This is a genomic window from Bacillus sp. NTK071 (genome assembly GCF_017303315.1).
Classification (GTDB): domain Bacteria; phylum Bacillota; class Bacilli; order Bacillales; family Guptibacillaceae; genus Guptibacillus.
The window spans coordinates 57229-78980 of the sequence record NZ_JAFKOI010000004.1 but is presented as its reverse complement, the minus strand read 5'-3'; the positions used below and the strand labels follow the sequence as shown (position 1 = coordinate 78980).

The following is a 21752-nucleotide window of genomic DNA, read 5'->3' as shown; positions in this document are numbered from 1 at the left end:
AACGAGGATAGTACCGAATTAGTAGGGAAGTTAGCGAATAAGCTTGGATCACATTGATAGGGGGGCAACCACTATGTATCAAAAGATCTTACTAGCTACCGATGGCTCACAACATTCGAAGCGAGCAGCAGAAAATGCTGTTAATATCGCGAAATGTTCAGAAGGTTCTAAGCTCGAGGTTGTGTATGTTGTAGATGTCGATCGAGCGAAAAGTGATGTTCTCACTCATTGGCATGCAGTCGATGTAAATGATTCGCGTAAAGACCAGGTGAGTGAAGTTGAGCGAATTGCAAAAGATGCAGGTGTTACTTATGAACTAAAAGTGTTACGTGGAGAACCAGGACCAGTTATTGTGAAGTATGCAAATGATAACCAGTTTGACATCGTCATCATCGGAAGCCGTGGACTGAATGGATTGCAGGAGTTTGTGCTGGGTAGTGTCAGTCACAAGGTTGCGAAACGAGCCAATTGTCCAGTATTGATTGTAAAATAAAAGCAAAAAGAGAGAACTTTCTCAAGCGAAAGTTCTCTTTTCTTTTTAAGAGGCTTTTACGGATATAAGAATTATTCTTGTTAGCTAATAAAATGAGAATTTGTCCAATATAATCCGAATTTAGCCAATAAAAACGTGATTTGGCCAATATATCTCTAACTTGGCCAATAAATAGTGGTAAACCTCTGTAATGGGAGGTTCACCCCCCTAAGATCTTGAGTTGATCGATTAAAATAGAGCGGAATACGGAAAAAATGGTCAACGAAATGAAAAAGCATCGAATAAAAGCAGCGACTATAAACACACGTTATCATGAGTTGAATTGTAGCTAACAGGTTCTATCCTCTGATTATTTTTTGTAAGAATCTATAAATTCCATTCTGTGTTTTAGATTCGATTCTCTTGGGAAGAAACTTACATAGCTATTGAATCGATTGGAGGAAATTCAAATGGGTAAAACGATTTTTATTACAGGTGCAGGAAGCGGACTTGCGAGAGGTGCTTCTCTTGGTCTTGCGAAAAAAGGACATAAGATTATTGCGACGACCGAATTAACGTCACAAAAAACTGATTTGCTGAGAGAAGCTCGTGAGCAGGACTTGGACATAGAAGTTTTCAAGCTCGATATTACGAATGAGCGAGACCGAGAGCAGATTAGAAAATATGATTTTGATATTTTTGTAGCAAATGCTGCTCTTAATGAAGGTGGACCACTTAGTGAAGTGCCGATGGACCGCATTCGCGCTTTATTCGAAGTGAATGTGTTTGCAACACTTGAAACAGCCCAGATCGCTGCGCAGAAATTTGTGGAGAAACGTAGTGGGAAGATTGTCTTTATGAGCTCGATGGCAGGTATTTCAGCAACGCCGTTCGTTGGACCGTACACGGCGACGAAACATGCGCTTGAAGGCATTGCGCAGACAATGCAAGGAGAGCTGAAGGAATTTGGTGTGCAAGTGGCGACCATTAACCCTGGTGCATATGATACTGGCTTCAATAAACGAAGTGCAGAAGAAAAGTGGAAATGGTTCGATGAAGAGAAGAACTTTACACCAAAAGAAGAAATGGAGAAGCAGGATGCAGGGTTAAATGATTTGTTTGATCCAGAGGATATGATTAACAAAATGATTGAAATTATTCCTGCGGATCATCATAAATTCCGTACGGTTCATCCGAAGGAAACAGAAGAGCAGTTGAAGAAAACGCAACAAGAGCGTTGGGAGATGGAAATTTAATCTCACTACTATCATCAATTAAAAACAGTAAAAGATACATTTTGTGAATAAACTCAATCAGTGCCTGGCCATAAACATGCTACATTAGTAGCATGTTAGGGACAGGCACTTTTTTTGAGTCGTTGGGAGCGGTTCTCGTGATTCAGTCCTGCAACTCATTAAGTAACATAAGGCCAGGCGAGCAACCCTATGGGCGCGAGAGCTTTGAAAGAATTGGTATTTAAATGTTTGAAGAAAGGAAGGGTTTCATTGAAGGTATTACGCATGGTTTTATCGATTATAACTTTTTCAATAAGTGTTTATGTACTAATTACAAAACATGGTGATCTTTTGCCTCTTATGATGTTTTTCTTAAGTATACTGATGCTGGTCATGGGAATAGAAGAATTTCAAAAAGAACGAAAAACGAAGGGGTTGTTATTAGTAGGTGCTTTCCTATTAATATTGTTTGTATCAATGGAAGGGGTATTATTAAATTAGCATATCGAAAAAGAGGGCCAGGAACGTACCTGATCCTCTTTCTTAAATTACAAAGTAACTTCCAACTGAATGTAACGTGGTTCACGAAGGTAAAAGTCTTCATTCATTTCTTCTGCTAATACACACCCCATTCTAACGGCTTAATTGTAAACATATCTTTCCTCCATATGGTTTAAGGGTAGATTCGAAATGAGAAATGAATCAATTAAACATAGATATTGTACCGATCTCTCATGTCAGATATCTATTATTCCTCTTACTTCTTTCAGAAGAGCTCATAACACGGGTAAACGACGAGCAAATAGACTTTCATAGAGTATAGAAAATTCAAGAGGCGTCTATAATGCTAGTACTTAATCCAATTGAGGTGGAGCAACTATGTATTTATTATTCGTGATCGTTGTTTGGATCTTTTTTGCTTATAAATTTATAGACTGGTCACAATGGAAGAAACAGTATTCCACTATTCTCTTTTTCATAGGTGGGAATCTTACATATAATTTCCTCTACTATAACCATACCTTATGGGCATTTAGAGGGGTTACGGCAGAATGGTTGAACCATTCTATTATTAATATGGCATTTACTTTTTTTATCTGCCCAGTAGGTCTTATCATCTATTTGCAGCGTTTCCCAGAAACTAGAATAAAGCAGTTGAGTTACATAGGGATATGGGCAGGATTTTATACAGCTCTAATTACCCTTTTCGCCTATAAGGGTTTGTACGTATATGATAATGGATGGAACGGTTGGCTTAACATTCCGTTAAATCTTCTCTTGTTTATTGTGATTTATATTCATTATAGAAATCCAGTAAGAGCAATCATCATCTCTATTCTAATAGCTATCTTGTTTTACATCTTTTTTCCCTTCCCATTAGACAGTCTAAAATAATAAAGGGGTTAGATACTTTATGGTTATTCGAGATGTTTTATCCGTACCAGTTTTTCTACTATTAGCGATCATTTTCTATTGTGCTATGTGGCTTTATTTACTTAGAAAGAATGTAAACAAAGATAAGTGATGATCATTCAATTTGTATAGTGCAAATCAACAAAGGGGTCTGGCACGTGCCAGACCCCTTTGTTCATATAGTAGCGTCTTATTTAATATGCTGTAGGTCTTCGTTCATTTTTTTCGATTCATTTTTGAAGTACAGGTAAAAGTCGACGTCGAGTGAGACTTTCACTTATCTTCCTCCTTTACTGTGTGGCTTTCTTAAGGTTAGTATAGAACTGGAAAAGCTGGATGTCATTAGAAGGAAGATAAGGCGTTGTTCTGAAACGGTAAGTTACATAAAAAAGGATCTATGTTGCATTGGAATGCGGCTTAATAAAGGAGAGGTTGATGAAACAATGGCAGAAGTAATCAATGAAATATTCTCACCAAGCAAGAAATATAAAGCGCAGATCATCAAAAGAAGAGATGGCTTATTTACCACTGAAGTTAGTTATTGGATGGAAGAATACGGAAGTGAGTTTTGGAGCACACAACATGATGGATTTACTTTAATTGATTCGGAGGAAAGTGCGTGTAAGATTGCGACCTGAGCAATTACGGTCCCAATCTGGAGAAGTGATACATATGTGGTTTGTTAACGGTAAGGGATAGTAGTATGTATACACAAACGGTAAAAGGCCGATTCGCCTTCATGATGGAAAGAAACAAGTAAGCTATCCTTTTCCATCTTAATTGAATTACTATCAATCAGTCTTTGATAAATAGAGTAGTAGATCAGAAAAGGATAGCTATATGATTGTTCTGTCTCTCTTGGAACACTTCATTGGCAGTGCCTTTCCGCAAATTCAACGATAGGGTCTACGCGGAAAAAAAGATGATTTAACTCTTTGAAAGAACATAAAACCTGATCGGACGATTCATCAAAGAAGACGATCGCATAATCATCATCACGTTCCGACAACACACGCTGCCCATAAGGTAACGAATCATCATGTTGAACTGTAACGTCTTTGGTATCAAATGTTGAGTGAATCCATTCTTGAACTCGTTCATGAGCATCCATAATGTAACCTCCTCAATTAATTACTATTGCTATTGTTACCCGAATTGAGTGAGGATTAAGCTTGTTTTGTGTGAGTTTGGAAATAGAGAGATGGTTGATTGCGTGAAAATAGTGCGTATAAGATAGGGGTCGAGCGATAGATTTATGCCAATTCTCCTATGAATTCAGCGAGTTCAAGCTGGTTAATTATGTTAATGTTTGAGAGGAGACCACAAAGAGTATTTCACTAATAGGATAGTTAATATAGTTTTTTTACATAATTTGAATTAAAAAGGATGCAAGCGTATCGACTCTAAAAAAATCATGCATATATTAGGTTATACAATGCTAGGATCATGGCTTTTGCACTTTATTATTTATGCCATCATTAATGAAGACCCAGTGGTTTATGTAACAAAAGATATAGTTGGAGGAATTCTTTTTATTCTAGTCGTCACTCCAATCTATTTCGTTATTGTTCATCTATCCTATAAGGAAAAAAGAAAGATCGTATTGGTGACATTGACCTCACTTGGATTCATTTCAATCGTCTTTATTTTCATCAATTACTTTTTAGGCTCTTTTCACTGATAATTTTAGGAGAATCATAGAGACGGTTCTCATGATTCTTTCAATATTCTTTCAACCCATCCAAATGAGTATGAAAAAGACCAGTCGGCTATATACATCAGTATTTAGCTCGCCTGGTCTTTTCTTTTATTAAATAGAAAATGAATCACCAGAACCGTCCGAGACTGGTGTAAAGTCCAACTTTTTTTACAATGAAAAACAATGGAGAAAAACGAGTCTCTAGAATAGCTTTTAAGGCTCGTTTAATATACGGCGAGGCATTTTAGTACCCCTTAAAAAGCTCATTTTAAGAAAGTGACTACTCTTTCACTGGTCTCGAACCGTCCCCGATGATTCCGATGATTCGTAATTTAATAGTCACATGTTTTTTCAATGCACTCTTTTTTTCGTTCAGGAAATTCTTCGCCTTTTCCAATGCTTCCTACATAGAAATTGTTTTCCACTTCTATGTCAATCGAAAAGTTTGCCTTCTCATTTCCGTTTACGATCCCAGAAACCATCACACCACCCATGGGGTTGCTTGAGTCTTCATCAAACTCGATCTGATGAATATCAGAGTAATTATGAATCAGGTAGCTTTCAGCCGTATCTTTTGCTTTCGAGATCGTTTCATCATCGTTCTCACCTGGTGAGTTTACGCCACACCCAACAAGTAGGATAAGTAATAAAGCCAAAGAGATTAACCATCTTCTCAATAGAATTCTTTCCTTTCTCAACACGTTTCTAGCAAACTTTCTTTTGACACTCATTTTTTTGATCAATACATATTAATATGCACATAATCGTTCTTTACACTCTTCTTTTATATCAGGAAATTCATCTCCTACACTTAAATTACCGATAGAAAAATCATTTCTAACTCCAGCTTTAAATTGAGCTCTCCCGTGATTAACAGTACCCTCAATATTTAGTCCGCCCATTTCACTTTGGTGAAGTTTGGTTATTTCAACAGTGTCAATATCCTTATAATTGCTAACTACGAAACTCTTAACTGCTTCTTTAGCTTTTTCCTTTTTTTCATCATCAAAGTTTTCACTTTGTGAGTTCACACTGCATCCTCCTAATAGTATAATCAATATTATGGGTAAAAATAGGAATTTGTAGATAGTATTACCTCCTTACTTTCGATTTTAAAAAGGGAGAGAATTATTATGAGAATCATAGAGACGGTTCTCATGATTCTTTCAATCCACCATTATGAGCATAAGAAAGACCAGTCGGCTATATACATCAGTATTTAGCTCGCCTGGTCTTTTATTAAATAGAATATGAATCAGCAGAACCGTCCCCCATGATTGTGAACACTAACTATCAGAATGCATGACCTTTAGTATGTTATGAACATTGTAAATTCCGATGGGTTTTCACATTAATACTCACAAACTTTTTCTTCACAGCCTTTTTTTCTAGGGGGAAAGTTTTTGCTTCTTATTGCTAACCCATCAACTGTAAAATCTTCATTGATATTAATCGTAAACTTCTCATCATTATTAACGGTACCATCAATTGCCATTCCGCCCATTTCTGTTTGGTATGGTTCTCCTAGGGCAACATTTTCAACTGAGAAGTTGTTTATCATGTAACTTTTAGCAGTTGTAATAGCTTCTTCTGTGGTAGCTTTATCGTAAGTGGTGTCATTATTACCGTTCACATTACATCCTCCTAATAGTATAATAATTCCGATGGATATTATTACGAGTATTCTCAATGAAATTCACCTCAGTCTAGGAATTTAAGGGGGTTAGTTATGGGTACTACTATAATTGATAAAGCGGCTATGCGTATTTCTGAAGATACATATTCAAATGATTTAGAAGTAGTAGAAGTTAACATCAATGCAAATCGAATAGAATCATGGCATGTCATAGATAAAATTCAAAACGAAGAAACTGGTCTCTTTGGCTATGTACTACAAAACCCTATTTCCGACGAACTCGTCATCAGCTTTCGCGGCACAGAAATGCCAACTCCAGTAACAACCGAAGTTAAGACCAAATACGTCGGCTCACCTTCTCAAGACGCAATGTTAGCTTCAGGAACTGCGAGCATCAAAAATGGAAATCTCGTATATGAGAAAAATACAGTGAATAATACTGACATAGTTGAATCGGATAAAGATGTCACAGAAGACCTAGAAGGAATCGTCCTTGGCGATTCTAATTATACCAAAAAGAAATATGGGACAACAGCCTATTTAGGAACCCCTTCTCAGGATGCGAGTCTAACAAGTGGTAGTGCTGAATTGGATTCAAAAGCGGGTACAATTACATATGTTCATCAAAATCAGTTCACAGAAGCGAAAGAGAAAGTCGATCACTATGTAAAAAAATTCGGAGCGAAAAACATTAATTTTGTTGGTCATTCTCTAGGTGGAGGGTTAGCGCAATATTTTGCAGTAACCAATGATTCAAATGCGGTTACTTTTGCAGCGGCGGACATCTATTCGCTATTAACCTGAACAACAGCAAAGAGCCATTAATGGTGAATTCAAAGATAATGTGATCAGCTATACGTACCCTGATGACGCGGTTGGAACATTTTACGATAAGTCTGTGGGATCGGTTTATTATATGGGTGATCCTGCTGAGAGTAGTATGCCTTGGCTTGAAACTCACGGTATTAAAAACTATCGTTCTGGTAGTATGTATGACGAGGAAGGATATTTCCTTCCACAATCTCTCTTCGACGAAAACATTCAAGGAAAGCTCACCCTATCTCCACTCGCTCTTAAAAACAGCGGTGTCTCTGACTTCCACATCCAAATTCAAGAAAGCTTAATGGAAATGTATGTGCAAGAAATGAAGCAAAGCGAGGAGCAACTTGAAGCAACGAAACAGGCGCTCTTAGATTTCCTGGATATGTATATGAATTCGATGCGAGATATCAAACGCAAATACATCAATGCTGTCGGCAGTGGTCGGTTCGATAAATTAAATACAGCTGATGTGGAAGGGTATTTTCATGAGTTTACAAAATCTCCGTTAGACGGTGTACCCATGCTATTTGATATCCAGATGTTCGATAGCTTAATGGCATCTCTTGGTGATACGCATCAGGATACAGCGGATATTGCTTACAATATGAAGCGAATGAGCGATGACTTGATGCGAGCTGATCAATTACTAGCACAGTGGCTACGGTACGAATCATAATATAAAGCAGGTGACGAAATGGACTTTGATTTTGACTGGTGGAACGATTACTGGGAAAGACAGCGCCAAAAGGATGATCTAAGATCTCAGATCAAGAACGACTTAGAATCTGAGGCTAATCTCTTAACCTCTCATCTTGAACATTGCTATGCAGTAGGCTCTCTTAGTGAGCGACACAAAGCAATCGTTAATCAGATTGAGCATAACTTTGATGGTCAGGCGAATAAGGCGCTAGTGCAGCGGTTTGAGGAAAATCAAATGAAGTTGCTGAAGGTGAAAATGATTTATGAAATGCTTCATGATAGCATTAAGGTTCGATAATGAGTAGGAGAGTCTCGTTTCAGAGGGACATCCTTTTTATTTTGCCGTAAAGCGTACACCAACATTTTGAAAAAGAACTTTCTCCAACGAAAGTTCTTTTTTCTATTTTAATGTAACGGTAAAGAGTATTCATGAAAAAATTCAATTAGCAAGGAGACAACATGAACAATCTTTTAGGACTAGGTTTTTATACTTTAATAACAGTTACGATTATCACGCTATACCTTAAGTCAGAGGAATCAGAACCATACTTACTATTGAAACTTATCGGCTACGCTATTCTAGGTGGATTCACCTTTGAATTGGGTGACTGGAAGCTACCACTTGGTTTCTTGGTTTTCTTATTGTTTTTCAGAAACATCAAGATTAATTCGAAGGTGAAGAAACGAGCGGCGTACCTCGGAGTGGTCATTTATCTTTTATCCCTACTCATTCCTTTCATTCAATCAACCATTTTTGAATGGCCAAGAGAAATTGAGTTAAAGAATACGAATTTCTATAGTGGAAGTTTGGTCGAAGAATGGGAGAATGTACATAACGAGTTGAACGACATAGAACAAGGTGGGAAGATCACACACTTTAAAATGATAATGAATGATAAAGGAAAGATGACAGATTTACAAATGGATGTGGTGGAGAATGCTTTTTCCGAGGAGATCCATTACCGTATCAGGCTTTCAGAAGATGATGAAAAACTTATCGTGAATAGACGTAAGGAAGAAAGAGTGCAGTATTACCAAAGCGTTGAACCACCTTACACGGAAGCAGTATTCTTTCTTGCCCAGATTGATCTCATTAAGAAACCAATGCTTGAGCACAAAGGTGTCGAGTCATATACATTACGTTCAGATGGAAGACGATCAGGCTTCGGGATCTCAAATGGGATGAATTATCGGATTGATACCGCAGGGAAACACAAGCTTGAGAAAAGCGAACTTCCAGTAGAGGCGATTGTTGTTGATGTTTGTAGTCCGAAGTGTAGCGTATACGAGCATTTTCTATTCGATGTTTTTAACAATAATGTTACCGAATCAACCATTCTGGATGTAGCGCTTAAGGATTCTCCAGAGATTGAACAGTGGTTCAAGGACCATACAGGAGACAACATTGGTTATGAAGAAAACGGAGGGTACGTCCTAATCAAGGATGGTAAGAAGGAGATGGTAACGGATGAAGAGTACGATCGTGCATTGAAGGAAACGCCTAATATCGATTATTAGCAGAATGAGAACATGTGGGAAGTGACTATGAAAAAACCGTATGGCGATGCTCCACACGTAATGAGATTTACGTTAGATGGTAAGGCGAGAGAGGTTTTGGAGATTCATTTTGACGAGTAGTTAGGGTTGGTGGCCTACATCAAACGCAAAGGAGCATGATTTTAGAAAAAATAAGGTAGAATGACAAGGTATGACGCTTCGATCAGGCACACCTCTGCCCCTATCCGTAATAAAGTAAAGGGAAAGGGGCAGATAGTTGTGAGCGATCACTATATAGGTATTATTCTTCCCAAAACGACTTATGAAGCGATGCCTGGATTACAGGGTGGCACGTTAGGGATGGTTATGATTTGGGAAAAGGCAGCGAGAGAACTTGGTCTCATTCCGTGTTACTTCCGTTTCTTTGATGTTCAACCTGGAGTGTCTACCTTACAAGCATACGTGTTCGAACATCAGGCGTTTGTTCTAAAAGAAGTTCCTGCGCCAAAAGTGATTTATACAAGGGTTCTCGATGTTCTGCCTGTTTATCGTTCGCATATTAAATCATTAATGAGAAAGGGACACATCGTTTATAATGTGCCGAACTATGATGTGGAGAAATACAAAGTCCACCAAATCCTTCTTAAGCATCCTGGGATTAAAAATCATTTGCCTCAAACTGAGTTGTTTACTGTCGAGAACTTAAATAAGCTGGCTTCTACTCATAAGCAACTTATTCTGAAGAAAAGCTACGGAGAATTTGGTATGGGGGCGATGAAGCTAGAGCGTGTGAAAAGTGGATGGTGCCTTTCTTATAAAACAGATGGCGATCAAGAAGTGAAACAAGTGGTTTTCAAGCAAGTGATACCTTCTCTATTAATCAAGCGCCTTCGTTCACATACGTATATGATTCAAGAGATGATTCCACTGGCAGACTACAAAGGCAATCCATTTGATTTAAGGGTAGCTGTGCAAAAGAATGGGAGAGGGGAATTCCAGGTATCTGGGATCATGTGTAAAGTGGCTCAAGGAAAAGATTTTCTTACGAATGGAGCGCAGGGTGGCACAACGTATACGTTTGAAGAAGTGGCAAGGCACTCCCACCCTACCATTCCATATCAAACCCTTGTGAATCATCTCTCTCAGTTTTCCATTCAAACAGCGAAAGCCCTCGATCACCACTTTCCACTACTCGCTGATCTAGGATTCGATATTGGTCTAACCAAACAGGGAAAGCCCTACTTTATCGAGTGTAATTTTATATCAGATTATGTGAGCGGCTTGTTTATAGATGGACAATTGATCCATCAACCGTGGGAATCTGTCTTTCGTACACCGATTGAATACGGCAAGTATTTAACTGATCGTGCAAGTAACTCATAAGAAAAAAAGGCTGATCAAAAGCTGATCAGTCTTTTTTTGATTTTGCTACTAATGCTTGTAACGTGTTCTGAAACGATCTTCGCATCGATGTTTTTAATAGAATGGATGTGTTAGGCGATGCGACTTGATTCAATAGCGCGAGTAACTCCGATTGGGTGGTGATTAAGTGAATTGCTTGAGGATTCATCCCTAGCTTGGCCGCTTCACTACAAATCGGTAGGGCGTTCTTTCCAACAGCGATGAGAAGATCCACTTTCTTCTTGGCGACAAGCGAGCCAACTTTGCGATGCTCTTGTTCCGCGTAAGACCCAAGCTCTTCGATTTCGCCTATCACCGCAACCGTCTTTCTTCCTTGTGCTGTTTCAACGAGAACTTCTAACGCCGCTTCGATCGAAGTGGGGTTTGTGTTCCAAGTGTCATCAATTAGTAAGCTACCTTTCTTCCCTTCATGGAATTGCAAATGACTTTTGATATGATGAAATGACTTAAGACGACGGATCGCATCTTGTATCCTTACACCCGCAAGAGACGCAGCAATAATGGCAGCTAGTGCATTCGAAACATTGTGCGTCCCAAAGCCTGGTACAAAACAAGCGTATTCTCCATCTCGACAAACGAACTTGAAATCCATCCCTTGTTTTTCAAGGTTAAAGGTGATGGAATGTGCACCGTAATGCGCAGTCGAATCCTTGCCATAATAAATCACCTTACCGCTGAACGAACGTAGATCAAGGCTTCGAATCGTTTCATCATCTCGATTTATAATAATCGTTCCGTTCTCTCCGACGGCTTCCAACATATATGCTTTTTCTTTAATATAAGCATCCTGACTTCTAAATCCTTCGATATGATCTGTCCCAATTGCGGTAATGATTCCGATTTGGGGGCGAAAATAATGAGCTGAATAGAGTAATTGGTTCGGACCTGAGACACCCATTTCAAAAACAGCTCTGTCGGTTGTGTCATCAATCTCGAGTAAATAATCAAGGTTCCTTGCTAAGCCATTATGACTTAATTTAGTACTCACAACGCTGTGTCTTTCCTTTAGAATCCATGTAATCATTTCTTTTGTAGTTGTTTTTCCACAAGTACCAGTGACGCCGATGACTGGAATCTGAAATAAGCTTCGATAATAGGAGACAAATCGATAATACGCCTTTTTCACGTTAGCCACATAAAGTACGGTAACATCTTTTCTCACATTCTTGAGTGCCTTTGGATTTGAGGTGACAACGGTTATATTGTTCACACCTGATGGTAAAGGTAAGGAGTCTTTTCTTTTAAGGATAAATACCAGCGAATGATCCGTAATGAGATGCTCGCCATATTTCGCAGCGTTTTTAATTGTTTTCGTTGTACTTCCAGAAATAACTCTTCCTTCTAGTAGAGGAATAATCTGATGTAATGGAAGGTTCTTCATCATTAACCTACTCTCTTAATTGACTTCTATGTATCGTATTCGGACTACTAGAATTCTGTAAGGGCTAATCCATCATCTTTTCCTTCCAATCGATAGGCAGCACATTCCTATTTACTACCAAAAGCATATACTACCTCAGTAGCTAAACAGATACGGTCTGTATATGGCACATTGGAGCGGGGGAGTAGAATGTATGTTATTAAACCATACCTGAAAAAAGATAATACGTTGATTGTATCGAAGGCAACGATGCTTGGTCGGTCAGGGCGTTCAAAAGAGACCCGTCGCATCCAATTTGGAATTAAGTCTTTGGACGTAACTTTGTATTATTCTGATCTTGTCAAAGAGAATGAAGTCTATCTATCAAGCAACGTTATGAAACAACTTGGCATCCTATTATCATGTACCTATGAACTAGTCGTTCAAGATAATAAGATCACGATTGGACCTTTTATTGGAATTCTTAGCGAATTAACGAACAGTAAAGTAGCAGAAATGCTACCAACGTATAACAGCTTTGTGAAAGGATATCGCTATATTGGTGGAGCAATAGCGGTCTTTTCAATCGAAGGGATTAATAAAGAGAAAGGTACGATTCAGGGATTTCTGTATCATCCAAAGAAAAAGACATGGCAATGGAAAACCTTCCCTTTTCCAAGCGTTGTCATGTCCATTGCAGAACCAAGCTTAACGTCATCATGGAAAGCCTTCCATGAACACATGAGGCATTTCGAATTAGTGCTAGGTGGAAAAGTCTTCAACTATCCCCATTTCTCAAAATGGGAGATGTACCAAATGCTTCTCCCACAGTTTAAGGATTACCTCCCAGAAACAGCGCTCTACAAGGATGTTCATAATATCCGTGAAATGCTTCACAAGCATGGAAGCGTCTATATCAAACCATTAAATGGACGGTTAGGAAAACGAATCTACAATGTTGTAAAAGGTGGACCGCATATCGTCGTCAAATACGATGTGAATCACAAAAGCCATGAGGAAGTTCTCACGAACGAAGTAGATAGCTCTCGCTTCTTCGAAGAGCACCTTGTACAGGATGCATTCCTTATCCAACAAACGATTCCACTTAAAACCCACGAACAAAGCGTCATCGACTTTCGTGTTATGGCCGCAAAGAATCAAAAAGGACAGTGGCAAAACTTAGGAATCTACTCACGCTACGGAGCACGAGGTCAAATCGTAAGCAACATCACCGCTGGCGGTTATTCTGAACAAGCAGCGAAAACGTTAAAGAACGTATGGAAGTTAACAGACAAAGAGGTTCAGAGTGTAGAAGAAGAGATGGAACGCGTTGTCTTAGCAGCGATTCAAACAATTGAAGGGGAAGGCTATCATCTAGGCAACATCGGTGTCGACATTGGCCTCGACGATCAGTGCAACATCTCTATCATCGAAATCAATCACCAAAACCCTGATCCGTATATCGCTCTAATGGCGGAAGATCGCAAAGCATTTTATAACTGTCGGTTTCAGAATATGAGGTATGCGAGGTATTTGGGTGGGTTTTAGGAGAGGGGTCTTTATGACGGTTAAACGTTGAGGCTTCTTTAATAGAATTATAAAAGATCCAAGGGCTGTCAATGACGAAACTACTAAACCGTTCGAGGTGGGTATGATTCTTGATGGCTGTTTGAATCTTTTTACTGGTCATAGTGGAGAAAGCAGTATGCTACCATTCTCTTTTCATTGTGGCCAACCGTACATACAATTTCTTATATTACAATATCATCCTATAGGCATTCAGAGGGGTGACGACAGATTGGATTAATCATTCGATTATTAAAATGGTCTTTGCTTTTTTCATCTGTCCCTTTTTCTTGGTATTGCCATTGAATTTAATCGTTACAGATACAATTCCTTTGGCGTATTCCTCCAAATCGGTTTGAAGGTCAAATGACTTCCAAGGTACGTGTCTTTTGTACTAACTTCTTCCTCTTTCTTATCTCTATTTGAAAATAATGTTTATTTCAAAGTAAAAAAGGTTATTTCTCCTATTACATTAAAACGAGAAACATTTTTTCGTAGGATAGAGGAGGAGAGAAGATGCAATCACTTTGGTTTACTTTGCTAACGTGTATAGCATTCATGGTGCTTGTTGGATACATAGCTTATCGAAAGACAAGAGGTACCACTAGTGGTTCGGATGGGTATTTTCTAGCAGGAAGGGGTCTAAGCGGTGGCTTTATTGCTGGCTCACTTTTGTTAACGAACCTGTCGGCTGAGCAGCTGGTCGGGTTGAACGGTCAGGCGTTTCGAACGAACCTTTCTAACATGGCATGGGAAGTAACAGCAGGAGTAGCCGTCGTTCTGATGGGACTTTATTTGCTGCCTAAGTACTTAAACATGTCGATTACCACACTTCCTGAATTTCTAAGTAAACGGTTTGATGAAGGGGTCAGACGCTATACCGTCGTTTTGTTTATGGTTGGGTACGTACTGGTAACGATTCCTTCTATGCTTTATTCAGGGGCACTCGCTGTCCTTAAGCTCTTTGATGTACCGAATATATTAAACATTACATATACGCAGTCGATCTGGGTCGTGATCTGGGGGATAGGCATTATCGGCGCTGTGTATGCGATCTTCGGTGGCCTAAAAGCGGTTGCCGTTTCGGATACAATCAACGGCGTTGGGTTACTTATCGTAGGGGCGCTTGTTCCGATCCTCGGACTGATCGCACTCGGAAACGGTGCTTTTCTTGATGGTGTCAAAACAATCACCACCACAAACCCTGAGAAGCTTAATGCAATCGGTGGTCCAGAAGATTCCGTTCCATTCGGTACCATCTTCACAGGACTTATTATCGCAAATATGTTCTACTGGGCAACGAATCAGTACGTTATTCAACGCACGCTAGGGGCACAAAGCTTAAAAGAAGGTCAGAAAGGCGTTATTTTCTCAGGATTCTTTAAGCTTCTGATTCCGATCTTCATGATGGTGCCTGGCGTTATCGCGTTTCACCTATATGGTGGGGATCTAAAATCCGTCGACCTGGCGTATCCTACTCTAGTGATGAACGTGCTACCATCCTACTTATCAGGCTTCTTCCTCGCTGTCTTACTTGGTGCGGTTCTCAGTTCGTACAACTCGCTACTAAACAGTGCATCGACGATGTTTGCACTCGATATCTACAAACCGGCAATGAAGAAAAATGCGACAGATGAACAGCTCATCACCGCAAGTAAATGGTTCGGTTCGATCATCGCGCTTGTCACATTCTTCGTGTCACTGATGCTCATGTATGCACCGAACGGACTATGGGATTTGATTCGTAAATTCACAGGCTTCTTTAACATCCCGATCGTTGCCGTCGTACTTATCGGTATTCTATCGAAAAAGGTACCGGCATTAGCCGCAAAAGCAGCCATCATCTTCCATGTTGTTGCCTACTATATGATGGTATGGGGAACGGAGCAACTATTCGGTCTTCCGCTTAACATCCACTTCATCCATATCTACGGCATTCTATTCGTAGCTGAAGTCGCGATCATGTTTGGTATTGCGTATTGGAAACCGCAAGAAAACGCGTATATCTTCCCGAAAGCGTCTAAGGTTAACATGACGCCGTGGAAGTACAGCGTTCCTGCAGGTATTCTACTTATCGCAAGCATCTGCGAAACATATCTCGTCTTCTCACCACTAGGCGTCGCGTATGCGGATGGTATGATCTCGCCTTCCTTCTTACCAGCGACAGGAGCGCTCGCAGTCGTAACTCTTATTGCGTTCGCCGCTGCGACTAAAAGCTGGGAGCGTAAGTATGGCCATGCCGTTCGACGAGCGAAAGATGCAGTGAAAGAAAAAGGACGAGAGGTTGGGGGTCAGAGAGGGGCAAGGCCTCAGGTGAATTATTTTAGTGAGAAAGATGTTTAGGGGAAGATTCCTCTGTCTCATGTTTTTTAACGAATCGTGGGGACGGTTCTCATGATTCTTTCAGTCCATCTATATGAGCTAAGAAAGACCAGTCGGCTATATACATCAGTATTTAGCTCGCCTGGTCTTTTATTAATTAGATGATGAATCACTAGAACCGTCCCCGATGATTCCCGTTGCAATTGCAAATTGGACATTTCTAATTAAAAGGTATTTTATTAGCTTCTGTTAATAATCACAAACTTTTTCTTGGCATTCTTTTTTCACTTCAGGAAATCCTTCTGTTTCACCTACACTATTCACAGTGAAATCTTCAGGGTTTACACTTGCTGAAAAATCAGCGTCATTAATAGTGCCGTTTATCATTAAACCACCCATTGGATCATCAGTGTCTTCACTAAACTTTATTTTTTCTACGTTATCATAATTATTTCTAAAATAGCTTTCAACACTTTCTCTTGCTTTTTCAATTGTGTTATTATCATAAGTTTGATTGGATGAGTTCACATTACATCCTCCTAATAGTATAATTGAAAGCAAAATAATACCATTTATTTTCTTCAATAAAATCACCTCTTTATCAATTCATTAAGGAGTTTATTAATATGAAAAATTTAGTTGATTACGAAGCTGTCGAAATATCTAGACTTACATACAAAGATGATCTAAAGAGTATTCCAATAAACATTAATGGAGAAAGAGTAACATGGTATCCTATTGATACTATAATCGATGAGGAAACAGGACTACAAGGTTATGTATTACAAAAACTTCATTCAAACGAAATCGTCATCAGTTTTCGCGGCACAGAAATGCCCACTTCAGTTACAACTGAAGTTAAGTCTAAGTATGTCGGATCTCCTTCACAAGACGCGATGTTAGCATCTGGTGAAGCAAGCATTGAAAATGGTAATCTCGTATATGAAAAGGGGGAATCGTGGGGACGGTTCTCATGATTCTTTCAGTCCATCTATATGAGCATAAGAAAGACCAGTCGGCTATATACATCAGTAATTAGCTCGCCTGGTCTTTTATTAATTAGATGATGAATCACTAGAACCGTCCCCGATGATTCTAGTTATTGAAGCGAAATATAAATCAGATATCTCAGCTGGTACAACTCACAATAAAGAACGGAATCAGGTATTGCGAAACATTGACGTGGGATCGAACTATGCCGGGAAAAAGGACTTTTATTTTTCACTGCTGGTGCTTGATGAGCAGTATTCCCCTATAGGGGTGAGGACAGTTAACCAATACTACGAAGAGATTGTCCAGGGTAGGAAACAATTTGTAGAGCATTTTCAATATCGGAAGGGTGGTCTCCAAAATTTTAAAGGACTAGGAGTGCTTTATTGGAAGGACATAACTGAAATATTTAATGATTGTGCCGGTAATGTGAGTGATGAGTTTGAGAGTTTTGTTGCTGGGCAGGCTTGTGATTGGTTAGTGGGGAAGGAGATACGTTAAGTTAGTACTCAGCATTTAGATCAAGTATAGTAGATCAATCAAGCTTGTTTCGATTATATAAAATAGTAAATATTGCTGGTTCGAGGTCAATAACTTCTCTTAATTTAGCTTTTGAAAACTTACCAGTACGTAATAATTTCTTAAGCTGTTTTTCCTTTATTTCTATTTCTATGTCTTTCTTAATATTTGCGTCATAGTAGGCCATCTCTTGACCTAATCCTTCTTTCCAATAACGTTTCGCGTCTTCATTGCTCATTTGTGCCAACTTTGCATAACTTCTTTCATTAGGTCATCACCTCCGCGTACTAATTGTACTAACTTATAATAGAATACCTCATCTACTTCGTTTTTATTCATTAAGAATAGGAATCTATCAATAATAAGAAGGATTAGTAGCACATGAAATCCCTCTTAGTTAAATTATTATTTCTATTCAACAATTTACTTACTATTTAATAACTTTTCTAAATGATTATATGACTTGCATTTGTGAATTTCTACTAATTCCCATATCTCAATAGGTTCAATATTAGTTGACTCCAAATAATCTTGTAAAAGGTTTCTTTCATGTAAATTTAATTTTATTCTCACACGCAATAGTTCATATAGTAATTTATCTGTCAAAGTCGATTTTTTTTTGGTGGATATTGATTTGTTTCTAGAAGAAGACTTCATCGTAGAAGAGCTAGTTAGATCAAGATGATTATTGCTTTCCTTTTTTATTAATTGTAATGCCTTTTTCTTTTCTTCTTTTTCACGAACTTTTTTTAATCTTTGTTCTTCGAGTTTTTGAAGCTCTAGATGGTTAGTTAAGAATTTTTTTCTGTTAGATATTTCTTGATTAGGATTAGATAGGAGAAGTTTATTTTCAGAGCTTATTGAAAGTGCATCAGCGAGTGGAAGACTATATCCCTCGTGTAGTAGAAATGCTCGATAAGGTCTATATGTACGATCTTTTAGGAACCTTTTAATATTTACTATCAGCTTTTCTTTTTCTTCATAAATATAGTAAAGACTACCAGTCTCCAATTTATTTAATCGATTTTCTATAGGATAGTTGTATAATTTAAAAAAGTTAATCGTAGGGTGAAGTTTTCTAATTAAGCTATTCCATTCCCTGTCTTCACTTGTGTGTGCTGCAATCTTGTACTCTGCTTCCCAAAGGACAATACTGGTTTTCTCTTTCTCAATAGCGAGTTCTTTTCGCTCAATAAACCAAATAGGATACATATTGTTCTGCTCAAAGTAATTGTGTCTCTTAATAATTTCACGAGCTAAACTCTCATCTTTGTTTGGATTGACGTTAGTAATAATTGAAATTGCAATCACTTTATGTTCTATTTTTAACAGTATATCTGGAATAACCTTAGAGTCTGGCTTGGCTCTAGGACCAAATTCAACGAAAAGATGATGATTTATTCTGGACTGAGCTTTTAGCTCATCATAGATTATATCTACTATAGTCCGATGTTTCTTAGTTTCTCGTTCGTTTTGCTTTTGATATCTTGTCAAAGCATTATTATATTGTTTCGATTCCTTACAAGTTTCGGAATGCAAATGTGAGAAATACAAACCACGTTCTTCTCCATATTTAACAATTAATTTAGCTTTGCAATCAGGACATTGAAAGATCCCTTTATTAGCGAGTTGCTTGTAGTTTGTCACTGCTTCATTGTCTACAGCATAAGGAAGATATTCTAACTGTTTATGGCATTCTAAAAATGTAAGGTTTGGCAGCTAATTTATGTAGGAGCTGAACATAAAAAAAGCCACTTGCCAATCACTCCCAATAACTTTAAACTCCTCGTTGGACCAACAACGTTCGACAGGAGGCTATTAGGAGATGTTAGCAGTGACTGAAATTAATTATATCAGATATGAAGCCAATCAAAAAGGCGATTCCTATGCGGATATAGGGCGACGCATGAAGATTGATGCACGTACGGTTAGCAAGTATGCCAACCAGGAAGAATTCAAGTCCAGAAAGAAGCAAACGCGCCGATCACCGGTAATGGATCCAGTTAAACCTATTATTGAGAAATGGATCAACGAAGACCTTAAGAAGAAAAAGAAAGAATTGAAAGCGTATGTAGAAGAGGCAGCACTCCCTCTTGAATCTATACCAGGGACTGCCCAAGTAGATTTTGGAGAAGCACCATTCATTTATCAATCGAAGGTGATTGATCTTCCATATTTAGTAATGTCATTCCCCTACAGTAATACGTTTTATTTTCAGGTTTTTCCTTCGGAAAACACAGAGTGTTTACTGGAGGGTCTTCAACGTATGTTTCATTATATGGGAGGCGTGCCACATACAATAAGGTTTGATAACCTTTCGCCAGCTGTAAAGAAAATAGGAGCTAAGGGGGAGCGCGAGCTCACCAATACATTTGAACGGTTCGTGTTACATTATGGCTTTAAATATGAGTTCTGTAATCCAGGGAAAGGAAATGAAAAAGGGCATGTGGAAGCCATGGTGAAATATGTGCGAAATAATTTCCTGTTGCCTGAATGTACCATACTAGATCTTGATCACTTCAACGAGACATTATGGACTTTAGCCAAAGAAGACCGTAGTCGTATTCATTATGATAAGGGTATTTTACAAACACAGCTTCACTCAGAAGATAAAGATGAGTGGTTGATACCCCCTGTTAAATCTTACGATTGCGTAAGGCATGAAACACTAACCGCAGATAAGTATGGGATGGTCTCGGTAGACAATAAGCTTTATTCTACATCACCGCGTTTTGCCAGGCAGAAAGTAAATGTCCATATCACCTATAATTCTGTAGTCATTCTAAATGATCATAACGAGGTGATTGTGAGGCACAACAGATTGTATGGGATAAAGAGAAAGTCGATGATTTGGCAGCCCTATTTAGATTTATTGTCGAGACGTCCAAGAGCAATCAAATATTCAAGCTTGTATGAGCAGTTTCCACCAGTATGGACGGAATACTTAAACCGTTGCACAGAGCATGAACAGAAAGAAGCCTTACAATTACTCGGGAAACTGTTGAAGAATAACGACTTTGAATTATTGAATCAAGCACTTGAATTGGCCATGGGACATGGTCATCCTAAGGCAGATCACATTAAGCATTGTTTTTACTCGATCATCCAAGGAAACAACAGCTATCAAACCATTAAGCCAACGATGAAAGTTCCTATTGTGCCGGCAGCCACGAGGGGTTTGTCTCACTATGATTCCCTCATGGAGACTGGAGATCGCATAAAATGAATCACCAAATAGAAATGTTGGCCAAACGTTTGAAGTTAAGCTGGATTCGAGAGCATTATCAGGAGGTCAAAGCCGAAACGAATGAAGAATTCCTTCTGGAGTTATTCAAAAAGGAAGTAGAGAATCGGGAAGAAAGAAAAATCAACCTTTTACTTAGCCAGGCTCAACTACCTAAGACGGGTACTCAACGATTTTTGTGGGAGCATATTCAAATCCCACAAGGGATTAGCCGAGAAGCTGCGTTGAATGGCGACTTCATCCACGAAAAAGAAAACCTCATTTTATATGGAGGAGTTGGCACGGGAAAAACATATTTGGCGACTTTAATTAGCTTAAATGCCATACATAGGTTTGGCAGTAAAGTAAAGTTCTTTACGGTGGCATCTTTGGTGAATCATCTCATAGAGGCCAACCAAAAAGGAGAACTTCAGAAAGTAATGAAGCAGATCAAAAAGCTTGATTTATTAGTGTTAGATGAATTGGGATACATTCCGTTGAATAAAGAAGGAGCAGAACTACTCTTTCAAGTAATATCGATGTGTTATGAAACCAAAAGTATTATCATTACAACAAACTTACAGTTTGGACAGTGGAATCATGTATTCGGAGATCCAATATTAACGGAAGCAGTAATAGACCGACTGATTCATCACTCCCACCTACTTTTATTTACGGGTGAGAGCTTTCGATACAAGGAATCTTTAATTTAATACGTGGAGTGGCAAGTGGCATACATTTTTAACTGCCATTTACAACATTTTGTAGTTGCCAAATACATTCTAACTCATTGTCAATCGTATGTAACGCATATCTCAACAGTAATACCCCCCATTTTTATATTAATTTTCTTACAAAAAATGGATTAGGTCAATAG

At 38.6% G+C, this 21752-nt stretch carries 25 protein-coding genes; 17 read left to right on the top strand and 8 right to left on the bottom strand.

Annotated elements, in window-relative coordinates; translation table 11 throughout:
• The first annotated feature begins 73 nt into the window (after positions 1–73).
• From JI666_RS09375 to JI666_RS09355, 5 genes are all read left to right on the top strand, one after another.
• A complete protein-coding gene (locus JI666_RS09375) occupies positions 74–493 on the top strand; it encodes a universal stress protein (protein WP_206891126.1) in 420 nt (139 codons plus the stop codon).
• A 449-nt stretch (positions 494–942) separates the two neighbouring features.
• On the top strand, positions 943–1728 hold the full coding sequence (locus JI666_RS09370; protein WP_206891125.1) for an SDR family oxidoreductase: 786 nt from the start codon (positions 943–945) through the stop codon (positions 1726–1728).
• A 249-nt stretch (positions 1729–1977) separates the two neighbouring features.
• Entirely contained in the window at positions 1978–2208 is a 231-nt protein-coding gene (locus tag JI666_RS09365) for a DUF3953 domain-containing protein (protein ID WP_286170698.1), read from the top strand.
• A gap of 378 nt (positions 2209–2586) precedes the next feature.
• Positions 2587–3102 carry a CBO0543 family protein gene (locus JI666_RS09360; protein ID WP_206891121.1) on the top strand — a complete coding sequence of 172 codons (516 nt, stop codon included), beginning with the start codon at positions 2587–2589 and terminating at the stop codon, positions 3100–3102.
• A 461-nt stretch (positions 3103–3563) separates the two neighbouring features.
• Entirely contained in the window at positions 3564–3758 is a 195-nt protein-coding gene (locus JI666_RS09355; protein ID WP_206891119.1) for a hypothetical protein, read from the top strand.
• A 230-nt stretch (positions 3759–3988) separates the two neighbouring features.
• On the opposite strand, the gene JI666_RS09350 is transcribed toward JI666_RS09355, so the two are convergent.
• Positions 3989–4231, bottom strand: a complete 243-nt coding sequence (locus JI666_RS09350) for a hypothetical protein (RefSeq protein WP_206891117.1) — start codon at positions 4229–4231, stop codon at positions 3989–3991.
• A 342-nt stretch (positions 4232–4573) separates the two neighbouring features.
• Between JI666_RS09350 and JI666_RS09345 the strand changes: the two genes are divergently transcribed.
• On the top strand, positions 4574–4801 hold the full coding sequence (locus tag JI666_RS09345) for a hypothetical protein (RefSeq protein WP_206891115.1): 228 nt from the start codon (positions 4574–4576) through the stop codon (positions 4799–4801).
• 350 nt (positions 4802–5151) lie between these two features.
• Here the strand turns inward: JI666_RS09345 and JI666_RS09340 are convergent, their stop codons facing one another.
• The 3 genes from JI666_RS09340 to JI666_RS09330 all read right to left on the bottom strand — a co-directional run bounded on the left by JI666_RS09340 (position 5152) and on the right by JI666_RS09330 (position 6452).
• Positions 5152–5496: a DUF1433 domain-containing protein gene (locus tag JI666_RS09340; protein WP_206891114.1), complete on the bottom strand. Its 345-nt coding sequence runs from the start codon at positions 5494–5496 to the stop codon at positions 5152–5154.
• Positions 5497–5568: 72 nt separating this feature from the next.
• Positions 5569–5850 (bottom strand): DUF1433 domain-containing protein, encoded by a 282-nt coding sequence (locus tag JI666_RS09335; RefSeq protein ID WP_169525195.1) that lies wholly within the window; start codon positions 5848–5850, stop codon positions 5569–5571.
• Between the two features lie 320 nt (positions 5851–6170).
• On the bottom strand, positions 6171–6452 hold the full coding sequence (locus JI666_RS09330; protein ID WP_136946083.1) for a hypothetical protein: 282 nt from the start codon (positions 6450–6452) through the stop codon (positions 6171–6173).
• 96 nt (positions 6453–6548) lie between these two features.
• Between JI666_RS09330 and JI666_RS09325 the strand changes: the two genes are divergently transcribed.
• From JI666_RS09325 to JI666_RS09305, 5 genes are all read left to right on the top strand, one after another.
• A complete protein-coding gene (locus JI666_RS09325) occupies positions 6549–7259 on the top strand; it encodes a Tle-like phospholipase domain-containing protein (RefSeq protein WP_206891113.1) in 711 nt (236 codons plus the stop codon).
• A 40-nt stretch (positions 7260–7299) separates the two neighbouring features.
• On the top strand, positions 7300–7953 hold the full coding sequence (locus tag JI666_RS09320; RefSeq protein WP_206891112.1) for a hypothetical protein: 654 nt from the start codon (positions 7300–7302) through the stop codon (positions 7951–7953).
• An 18-nt stretch (positions 7954–7971) separates the two neighbouring features.
• Positions 7972–8274, top strand: a complete 303-nt coding sequence (locus tag JI666_RS09315; protein WP_206891111.1) for a hypothetical protein — start codon at positions 7972–7974, stop codon at positions 8272–8274.
• Positions 8275–8435: 161 nt separating this feature from the next.
• Positions 8436–9494, top strand: a complete 1059-nt coding sequence (locus JI666_RS09310; RefSeq protein WP_206891110.1) for a hypothetical protein — start codon at positions 8436–8438, stop codon at positions 9492–9494.
• Between the two features lie 258 nt (positions 9495–9752).
• Positions 9753–10856, top strand: coding sequence for a YheC/YheD family endospore coat-associated protein (locus tag JI666_RS09305; protein WP_206891109.1), 1104 nt, complete (start codon positions 9753–9755; stop codon positions 10854–10856).
• Between the two features lie 25 nt (positions 10857–10881).
• Here the strand turns inward: JI666_RS09305 and JI666_RS09300 are convergent, their stop codons facing one another.
• Positions 10882–12279, bottom strand: a complete 1398-nt coding sequence (locus JI666_RS09300) for a Mur ligase family protein (protein WP_206891108.1) — start codon at positions 12277–12279, stop codon at positions 10882–10884.
• A 186-nt stretch (positions 12280–12465) separates the two neighbouring features.
• Here JI666_RS09300 and JI666_RS09295 point away from each other — a divergent pair, with 186 nt between their 5' ends.
• Positions 12466–13803, top strand: a complete 1338-nt coding sequence (locus JI666_RS09295) for a YheC/YheD family endospore coat-associated protein (RefSeq protein ID WP_206891107.1) — start codon at positions 12466–12468, stop codon at positions 13801–13803.
• Positions 13804–14337: 534 nt separating this feature from the next.
• On the top strand, positions 14338–16164 hold the full coding sequence (locus JI666_RS09290) for a solute:sodium symporter family transporter (RefSeq protein ID WP_206891105.1): 1827 nt from the start codon (positions 14338–14340) through the stop codon (positions 16162–16164).
• 228 nt (positions 16165–16392) lie between these two features.
• Here the strand turns inward: JI666_RS09290 and JI666_RS09285 are convergent, their stop codons facing one another.
• A complete protein-coding gene (locus JI666_RS09285) occupies positions 16393–16728 on the bottom strand; it encodes a DUF1433 domain-containing protein (protein ID WP_206891104.1) in 336 nt (111 codons plus the stop codon).
• Positions 16729–16769: 41 nt separating this feature from the next.
• Between JI666_RS09285 and JI666_RS09280 the strand changes: the two genes are divergently transcribed.
• Entirely contained in the window at positions 16770–17120 is a 351-nt protein-coding gene (locus JI666_RS09280) for a hypothetical protein (protein ID WP_206891102.1), read from the top strand.
• Positions 17121–17232: 112 nt separating this feature from the next.
• Positions 17233–17634, top strand: coding sequence for a hypothetical protein (locus tag JI666_RS09275; RefSeq protein WP_206891100.1), 402 nt, complete (start codon positions 17233–17235; stop codon positions 17632–17634).
• 34 nt (positions 17635–17668) lie between these two features.
• Here JI666_RS09275 and JI666_RS09270 read toward each other — a convergent pair whose 3' ends face one another.
• Both JI666_RS09270 and JI666_RS09265 read right to left on the bottom strand, forming a co-directional pair.
• Positions 17669–17899, bottom strand: coding sequence for a hypothetical protein (locus JI666_RS09270; RefSeq protein WP_206891099.1), 231 nt, complete (start codon positions 17897–17899; stop codon positions 17669–17671).
• Positions 17900–18075: 176 nt separating this feature from the next.
• Positions 18076–19299 (bottom strand): competence protein CoiA family protein, encoded by a 1224-nt coding sequence (locus JI666_RS09265; protein ID WP_206891098.1) that lies wholly within the window; start codon positions 19297–19299, stop codon positions 18076–18078.
• A 178-nt stretch (positions 19300–19477) separates the two neighbouring features.
• Between JI666_RS09265 and istA the strand changes: the two genes are divergently transcribed.
• Positions 19478–20878 carry an IS21 family transposase gene (gene istA, locus JI666_RS09260; RefSeq protein ID WP_206891097.1) on the top strand — a complete coding sequence of 467 codons (1401 nt, stop codon included), beginning with the start codon at positions 19478–19480 and terminating at the stop codon, positions 20876–20878.
• Positions 20875–21588, top strand: coding sequence for an IS21-like element helper ATPase IstB (gene istB, locus JI666_RS09255; protein ID WP_206891096.1), 714 nt, complete (start codon positions 20875–20877; stop codon positions 21586–21588). Before istA ends, istB begins: the two co-directional genes overlap by 4 nt.
• Positions 21589–21752 lie beyond the last annotated feature (164 nt).